This is a genomic window from Paramagnetospirillum caucaseum (assembly GCF_000342045.1).
Classification (GTDB): Bacteria; Pseudomonadota; Alphaproteobacteria; order Rhodospirillales; family Magnetospirillaceae; genus Phaeospirillum; species Phaeospirillum caucaseum.
On sequence record NZ_AONQ01000001.1, the window covers coordinates 182,384 to 188,848 of the forward strand.

At 69.4% G+C, this 6,465-nt stretch carries 5 protein-coding genes; 2 read left to right on the forward strand and 3 right to left on the reverse strand.

The genetic code is table 11. The features are described 5' to 3' along the window. Position 1: 1 nt before the first annotated feature. From cysS to H261_RS00790, 3 genes are read right to left on the reverse strand one after another with little or no spacing between them, the layout of a single operon-like run. A complete protein-coding gene (cysS, locus tag H261_RS00780; RefSeq protein ID WP_008613202.1) occupies positions 2 to 1,393 on the reverse strand; it encodes a cysteine--tRNA ligase in 1,392 nt (463 codons plus the stop codon). A gap of 14 nt (positions 1,394 to 1,407) precedes the next feature. After that, the gene (locus H261_RS00785) at positions 1,408 to 2,739 is read right to left on the reverse strand and encodes a glutamate--tRNA ligase (RefSeq protein ID WP_008613203.1); all 1,332 of its coding nucleotides are present in this window, start codon (positions 2,737 to 2,739) and stop codon (positions 1,408 to 1,410) included. Next, complete coding sequence (locus H261_RS00790) at positions 2,736 to 4,391, reverse strand: NAD+ synthase (protein ID WP_008613204.1); 1,656 nt, start codon at positions 4,389 to 4,391, stop codon at positions 2,736 to 2,738. The genes H261_RS00785 and H261_RS00790 overlap by 4 nt, the downstream gene beginning before the upstream one ends. Positions 4,392 to 4,481: 90 nt before the next feature. Here H261_RS00790 and H261_RS00795 point away from each other — a divergent pair, with 90 nt between their 5' ends. Then, positions 4,482 to 5,306 (forward strand): hypothetical protein, encoded by an 825-nt coding sequence (locus H261_RS00795; protein ID WP_008613206.1) that lies wholly within the window; start codon positions 4,482 to 4,484, stop codon positions 5,304 to 5,306. A 104-nt stretch (positions 5,307 to 5,410) separates the two neighbouring features. Next, entirely contained in the window at positions 5,411 to 6,364 is a 954-nt protein-coding gene (locus H261_RS00800; RefSeq protein ID WP_235062837.1) for a hypothetical protein, read from the forward strand. The last annotated feature ends 101 nt before the right edge of the window (positions 6,365 to 6,465 follow it).

The following is a 6,465-nucleotide window of genomic DNA, read 5'->3' on the forward strand; positions in this document are numbered from 1 at the left end:
TTCAGGCCCGCTTCCAGGTGGTGCCGCCGGCTCCGTCCTCGAGCACCACGCCCCTGGCCGCCAGATCCTGGCGGATGCGGTCGGCCTCGGCGAAGTTCCGGGCCTTGCGGGCCTCGACGCGGGCGACGATGGCCGCCTCGATCTCGGCATCCGAGGGGCCGTCGGCGGTGCCGCCCCCCTTGAACCACGCCTCGGGCTCCTGGTAGAGCAGGCCGAGCAGATGGCCCGAGGCCAGCAGGGCGCCCTTCCGGCGCGCCTTGTCCTCCAGGCCGGTGGCCTTGTTCAGCGCCCCGGCCAGTTCGTGCAGATGGCTGATGGCCAGCGGCGTGTTGAGGTCGTCCTCCAGCGCCGCCAGCACCTCCAGCGGCACCGCCTCGTAGCCGTTGGCGTCGATATCGGCCACCCCGCGCAGGGCGGTGTACAGGCGGTCCAGGGTCGTCTTGGCCTGGCGGAGCCCCTCGGCCGTCCAGTCGAAGGGCTGATGGTAATGGGTGGCCAGCATGGCGAGGCGGATGGCCTCGCCCCCCTGCACCGGATTGGCGGCCTGATCCAGCAGGTCGCGCACGGTGAAGAAGTTGCCCAACGACTTGGACATCTTCTCGCCCTCGACCATCAGCCAGCCGTTGTGCAGCCAGAAGCGGGCGAAGGGCTTGCCGTTGGCGCAGGTGCTCTGCGCGATCTCGTTCTCGTGGTGGGGAAAGACCAGATCCTGGCCGCCGCCATGGATGTCGAAGGTCTCGCCCAGGTGCTGCAGGCTCATGGCCGAGCATTCGATATGCCAGCCCGGCCGCCCGCGCCCCCAGGGGGATTCCCAGCCGGGCAGGTCGTCGGACGACGGCTTCCACAGCACGAAGTCGCCGGCATCCTTCTTGTAGGGGGCCACCTCGACCCGGGCTCCGGCGATCATCTCGTCGGAGGAGCGGCGGGAAAGCGCGCCGTAATCGGCCATGGCCCCCACCGCGAACAGCACGTGGCCCTCGGCGGCATAGGCGTAGCCCTTGGCGATCAGCCGCTCGATCATGGCGATCATCTGGGCGATATGGGCGGTGGCGCGCGGCTCCACGTCGGGCATCAGGCAGTTCAGCGCCCCGATGTCCTCGTGGAACATGGCGGTGGTGCGCTCGGTGATGGCCGAGATGGGCTCGCCGCTCTCCTTGGCCCTGGCGTTGATCTTGTCGTCGACGTCGGTGATGTTGCGCACGTAGCGCACCGACGGATACAGCGTCTTCAGGAGGCGGTAGAGCACGTCGAAGACGATCACCGGCCTCGCGTTGCCGATATGGGCGCGGTCATAGACGGTGGGGCCGCAGACATACATGCCCACATGGCCGGGAACCAGCGGCTCGAACACGTCCTTGGTGCGGGTCAGGGTGTTGTAGAGAACCAGCGGCACGGATATGTCTCCCCTCAGGCCGTCTCGCCCAGCAGCCGCGCCCTCGCCCGGTCATGCCCGACGAGAGGTAGCAGAGTCTTCAGCTCGGGTCCATTCTCGCGCCCGGTCAGCGCCAGACGCAACGGATGGAACAAGGCCTTACCCTTGCGGCCGGTCGCCTGCTTCACCGCCTCGGTCCAGGCGCCCCAGGTGGCGTGGTCCCAGGGCTCGGGCGGCAGCAAGGCGGCGGCGGCGGCGGTGAAGTCCCCATCCTCGATCACCGGGGCCAGAATCTGGCGGCAGACGGCCCACCACTGTTCCGCCTCGGCCAGATGGTTGAGGTTGCCGCGCACCGCCAGCCAGAATTCCTCGTCGACGCCATCGAGTCCCAGGCGGTCCCTGACCTCGGCGAAGGAGGCGGTGTGCATCAGCCGGGCGTCCAGACGCTCCAGCTCTGCCTCGTCGAATTTCGGCGTGCCGCGCCCGAACTTGTCCCAGGCGAACTCGGCCTCCAGCTCGGCCAGGGTATGGCGGATGTCTATGGCGTCCGAGGTGCCCAGCTTGGCCAGCAGCGAGTTCAGCGCCATGGGATGGATGCCGGTGGCGCGCAGGTCCCTGAGCGAGCCGCTGCCCAGGCGCTTGGACAGCCCCTCGCCGCCGGCGCCGGTCAGCAGCGGCAGATGGGCGAAGGCGGGCGGAACCGCGCCCAGGGCCTGGAACAGCTGGATCTGCGGCGCGGTATTGGTGACGTGGTCCTCGCCCCGGATAACGTGGGTCACCCCGAACTCGATGTCGTCCACCACGCTGGGCAGGGTGTAGAGGAACGAACCGTCGCCCCGGATCAGCACCGGGTCCGAGAGATTGGCGCCGTGATAATGGCTGGGACCGCGCACGCAATCGTCCCAGCGCACCTCGTCGTGGCCGAGCTTGAAGCGCCAGTGGGGCTTGCGCCCCTCGGCCTCGTAGCGGGCGATGTCGTCGGGGGCGAGTTTGAGGGCGGCGCGGTCGTAGACGGGGGGCAGGCCGCGCCCCAGCTGCACCTTGCGCCGCAGCTCCAGCTCGTCCGGCGTCTCGTAGCAGGCATAGAGCCGCCCCGACGCCTTGAGCCGCCCGGCGGCGGCGGCGTAGGCATCCAGCCGGGCCGACTGGCGCTCCAGCCGGTCCCAGGAAAGGCCCAGCCAGCGCAAATCGTCCTGGATGGACTCGGCGTATTCGGCCCTGGAACGCTCCAGGTCGGTGTCGTCCAGGCGCAGGATGAAGACGCCGCCCGTGGCCCTGGCGAACAGCCGGTTGAGCAGCGCCACCCGGGCGTTGCCCACATGCAGCAGACCGGTGGGGCTGGGGGCGAAGCGGACGATGGGATTCATATCTGCGACGTGAAGGCGTTGGTGATGGGATACCGGCGGTCCTTGCCGAACGAGCGTGACGAGATCTTGACGCCGGGCGGGGCCTGGCGGCGCTTGTACTCGGCGCGGTCGAGCATGCGCCAGACCCGGCGGACGGTGGCCTCGTCGAAGCCGCGCCCGACAATCTCGGCGACGCTCTTCTCCTCCTCGATCATGGCTTCCAGCATGGCATCCAGTTCGTCATAGGGCGGCAGGGTGTCCTGGTCCTTCTGGTCGGGCTTGAGTTCCGCCGAGGGCGGCTTGGTGATCACCCGGTCGGGCATCACCCGGCCCGAGGGTCCCAGGCAGCCCGGCGGGCGGTGGCCGTTGCGCCACGACGACAGGGCGAACACCGTGGTCTTGTAGACGTCCTTCAGCACCGCGTAGCCGCCGCACATATCGCCGTAGAGGGTGGCGTAGCCGCACGACATCTCGCTCTTGTTGCCGGTGGACAGCACCATGGGGCCGAACTTGTTGGAGATGCCCATCAGGGTCAGCCCGCGCGAGCGCGACTGCAGGTTCTCTTCCGTGATGTCGGCATCCTTGCCGGCGAACAGCGGCGCCAGCATCTGGCCGAACGCCTGCATGGCCGGACCGATCGCGACGGTATCCAGGCGCACCCCCAGCAGGCGGGCGCATTCCGCCGCATCCTCCAGGCTTTCCTCCGAGGTATAGGGCGACGGCATCATCACGCACCACACCTTGTCGGGGCCCAGCGCGTCGGCGGCGATGGCGGCGCAGAGCGCGCTGTCGATACCGCCCGACAGGCCCAGCACCACGCCGGGAAAACGGTTCTTGCCCACATAGTCCCTGAGGCCGGCGACCAGCGCCTGGTAGACGCCCTCCAGCCGCGAGACGGGCGGGGCCGTCTCCCCCTCGCAGCGCCAACCGCTGGGCTCGCGCGTCCAGCGGGTGACGGCCACCTCGGTCCGCCAGGGGGCAAGGCTGGCGGCGGTCTTGCCGTCGCCGTTCAACACGAACGAGGCGCCGTCGAACACCAGTTCGTCCTGGCCGCCCACCTGATTGACGTAGACCAGCGGCAGGCCGGTCTCCTCCACCCGGGCGCGGGCGTGATCGAGACGCTTGGTGGGCTTGTCCATCTCGAAGGGCGAACCGTTGGGCACCACCAGGATCTCGGCGCCGCTCTCGCCCAGGGTCTCGGCCACGTCCTGGTACCACATGTCCTCGCAGATCATCACGCCCAGGCGCACGCCCCGGAACGACACCGGCCCCGGCGCCGGACCGGGCTGGAACACCCGGACCTCGTCGAACACGCCGTAATTGGGCAGGTGATGCTTCAGCCGCGTGGCGGCGATGCGCCCGTGGTCGAGCAGCAGGGCGGCGTTGTGGAGCCTGTCCTTGACCCGCCAGGGGGCGCCCACCAGCACGGCCGGGCCGGTTTCCGTCTCGGCCGCCAGTTCGTTGACTGCCGCCTCGCAGGACTCGAGGAAGGCCCCCTTCAGCACCAGGTCCTCGGGCGGATAGCCGCACAACGTCAGCTCGCCGAACACCACCAGATCGGCGCCCGCCTTCGCCGCCTCGGCGCGGGCGGCGCGGATGAGCCCCAGATTGCCGGCCACGTCACCGACCACGGGGTTGATCTGGGCAAGCGCGAGGGTCAGGGAATCGGACATAGGACGGATGGCACCATGGGAACGACAAAGGCACACTAGGGAGCGGATTCCGCCCTGTCAACGCGGGTTCAAGCGCGCTATCGTCATTGCATGTCCACCCGCCGCCCGCCCTCGCCGCCCGCTCCCCAGGCGGCCGAGTCCACGACCGACCCGCAATGCTGCCAGGGGGTCGGCACCACCATGGTCGGCCACTTCGCCACAAGGCTGGAGGTGGAGGCCGCCAAGGCCGGCGGCAGCCTGACCGCCGCCCAGATCCACGCCCTGGCCCAGCGCTTCGTGGAATCGGAGCAACCGCGTTTCAAGACCTATTACCGGCGGGCCTGGGACGACTGCACCCGCATGCGTGAGGCGCTGCGATGGGAAGGAGCCCGCGACAAGCCGTTCGAGCGCATCCTGATGCGCCGCTTCGCCCACCTCTTCCCTCCGCGCAGCGGCGACGACGGCGGCGAGGGAATCTTGTCGCGGCGGATGATTCCCGGCTTCCACATGGCCATCGACAAGATGATCGGCCCCACCCTGTTCGATCAGTGCGCCCGCCGATGCGCCGCCATCCTGGAACACCACCCCAGGGAAGGCGGCGGCCATGACTGGCGCGCCATCCACGCCGATCCGGACGCCAGGATGCTGATCGACGACGTCCTGATGGTGGTGGCCCACTATTTCTCCGACTTCCGGAAGCGCCGCGCCTGGTTCGTCACCATGGTCAATTCCCACCTCGCCCCGGCGCGGGCCGGCGCCCGGGACGAGCATTGGCAATTGAGCGAAAGCGCCTTCGCCGCCCTGATGCGCGCCCTGTTCTCCGATCTGGGCGCCCTGGCCCATGCCGACCCCGCCAGGGTAAGGTCCCGATGGGGCGACGCGGCCCATGAGGCGCTGTGCCGCTTCATCCTGCATCTCGAGCGTCCGGTCGCCTAGCCATAGGGCATCCGTCAGGGGCGACGAAATAACATCTTTTCTTCCGATGATTGTTTATGCATTCTCCGCCCCGCACCAGGGGAGAGGGCGCGGCCGTGGCGATCATGGTTCCTGAGACGGCGGACGGATTCAGCGGGCATCGCCTGGAGGCGAAGCGTCGCGTCTGGGCCGAACTGCGCCGCCAGTTGCCCCACAGCCACATGGTCTTCGCCTGCCCGGCCGAAACCGGCGAGCCGATTCCCGATTTCGTGGTGCTCGGCCCGCGGGGCCTGGTCCACATCGCCGTGAGCGGCGGCATCCTCGACGTCCTGACCCCTCCGGCCCCCGGAGTGATCTGGACCCATCGCGGCGGCGACGGCTATTTCATCGGCGCCTTCAAGGCCGACGACCTGCAACGGGCCGCCGACATCGTGGAGCGGCGCCTGCTGGCGGCGCTGCCGCCGGGCCAGCCCCGCGAATTGGGCCGCGGCCTGCTGCACGTCCTGCCCGACACCATGCCCAGCTTCACGCCGGGCATCGATCTCGCGTCGTCCGACCGCCGGGTGCTGATCAACTCCGATCTCGGCCGCCTGGGCGAGTGGGTGGAACGGGCCATGGCCGACCGCCCGGCCTCGCCGGCCATGCCGGCCGACCTGCGCCGCGAGCTGGAGACGGCGCTGGCCGGCCTTACCGCCCCGACCGCCGCCCGGCGGGGCGGAATCCTCAGTCGGCGAAGCATGATCATCGCGGCGGGGCTGGCGGCCGTGCTGATCCTCGCCCTGATCTCGGAACGGGTCGGCTCCGGCCCCAGCCTGCCCCACGGCAGGGAAAAGGAAATCCAGGACGGCCGCGCCGTCTTCACCTTCCCCTCCTTCATCCCCGCCAAGGCGGAATGGGCGGTGAAAGGAGCCATGGAGGTGGCCTGGGACCAGCCGGAGCGTACGGTCCAGTGGCGCCACGGCGATTTGGCCGGCATCGTCCGGCAGCTTTCCCCGGACGGTCGCACCTGCCGCGCCTTCCGCATCAGCCTCGACCAGGGCGATGCCGTGCAGTCCGAGGACCGCCGCTATTGCCGCTAATACCAACCCGCGTTGAGTGAAACTCATCGTAGGTTGGATAGGCTCAAGGGGCCGCGCGCCTTATGGCGCGGGAGGCAAGGGCGCGGAGGCGCCCGCCCGCC

Bases quoted from the DNA above. Each gene is read 5' to 3' on its own strand.
- H261_RS00785 (WP_008613203.1), bottom strand. From the start codon at position 2,739: ATGAATCCCATCGTCCGCTTCGCCCCCAGCCCCACCGGTCTGCTGCAT.
- H261_RS00790 (WP_008613204.1), bottom strand. From the start codon at position 4,391: ATGTCCGATTCCCTGACCCTCGCGCTTGCCCAGATCAACCCCGTGGTC.
- H261_RS00795 (WP_008613206.1), top strand. From the start codon at position 4,482: ATGTCCACCCGCCGCCCGCCCTCGCCGCCCGCTCCCCAGGCGGCCGAG.
- H261_RS00800 (WP_235062837.1), top strand. From the start codon at position 5,411: ATGGTTCCTGAGACGGCGGACGGATTCAGCGGGCATCGCCTGGAGGCG.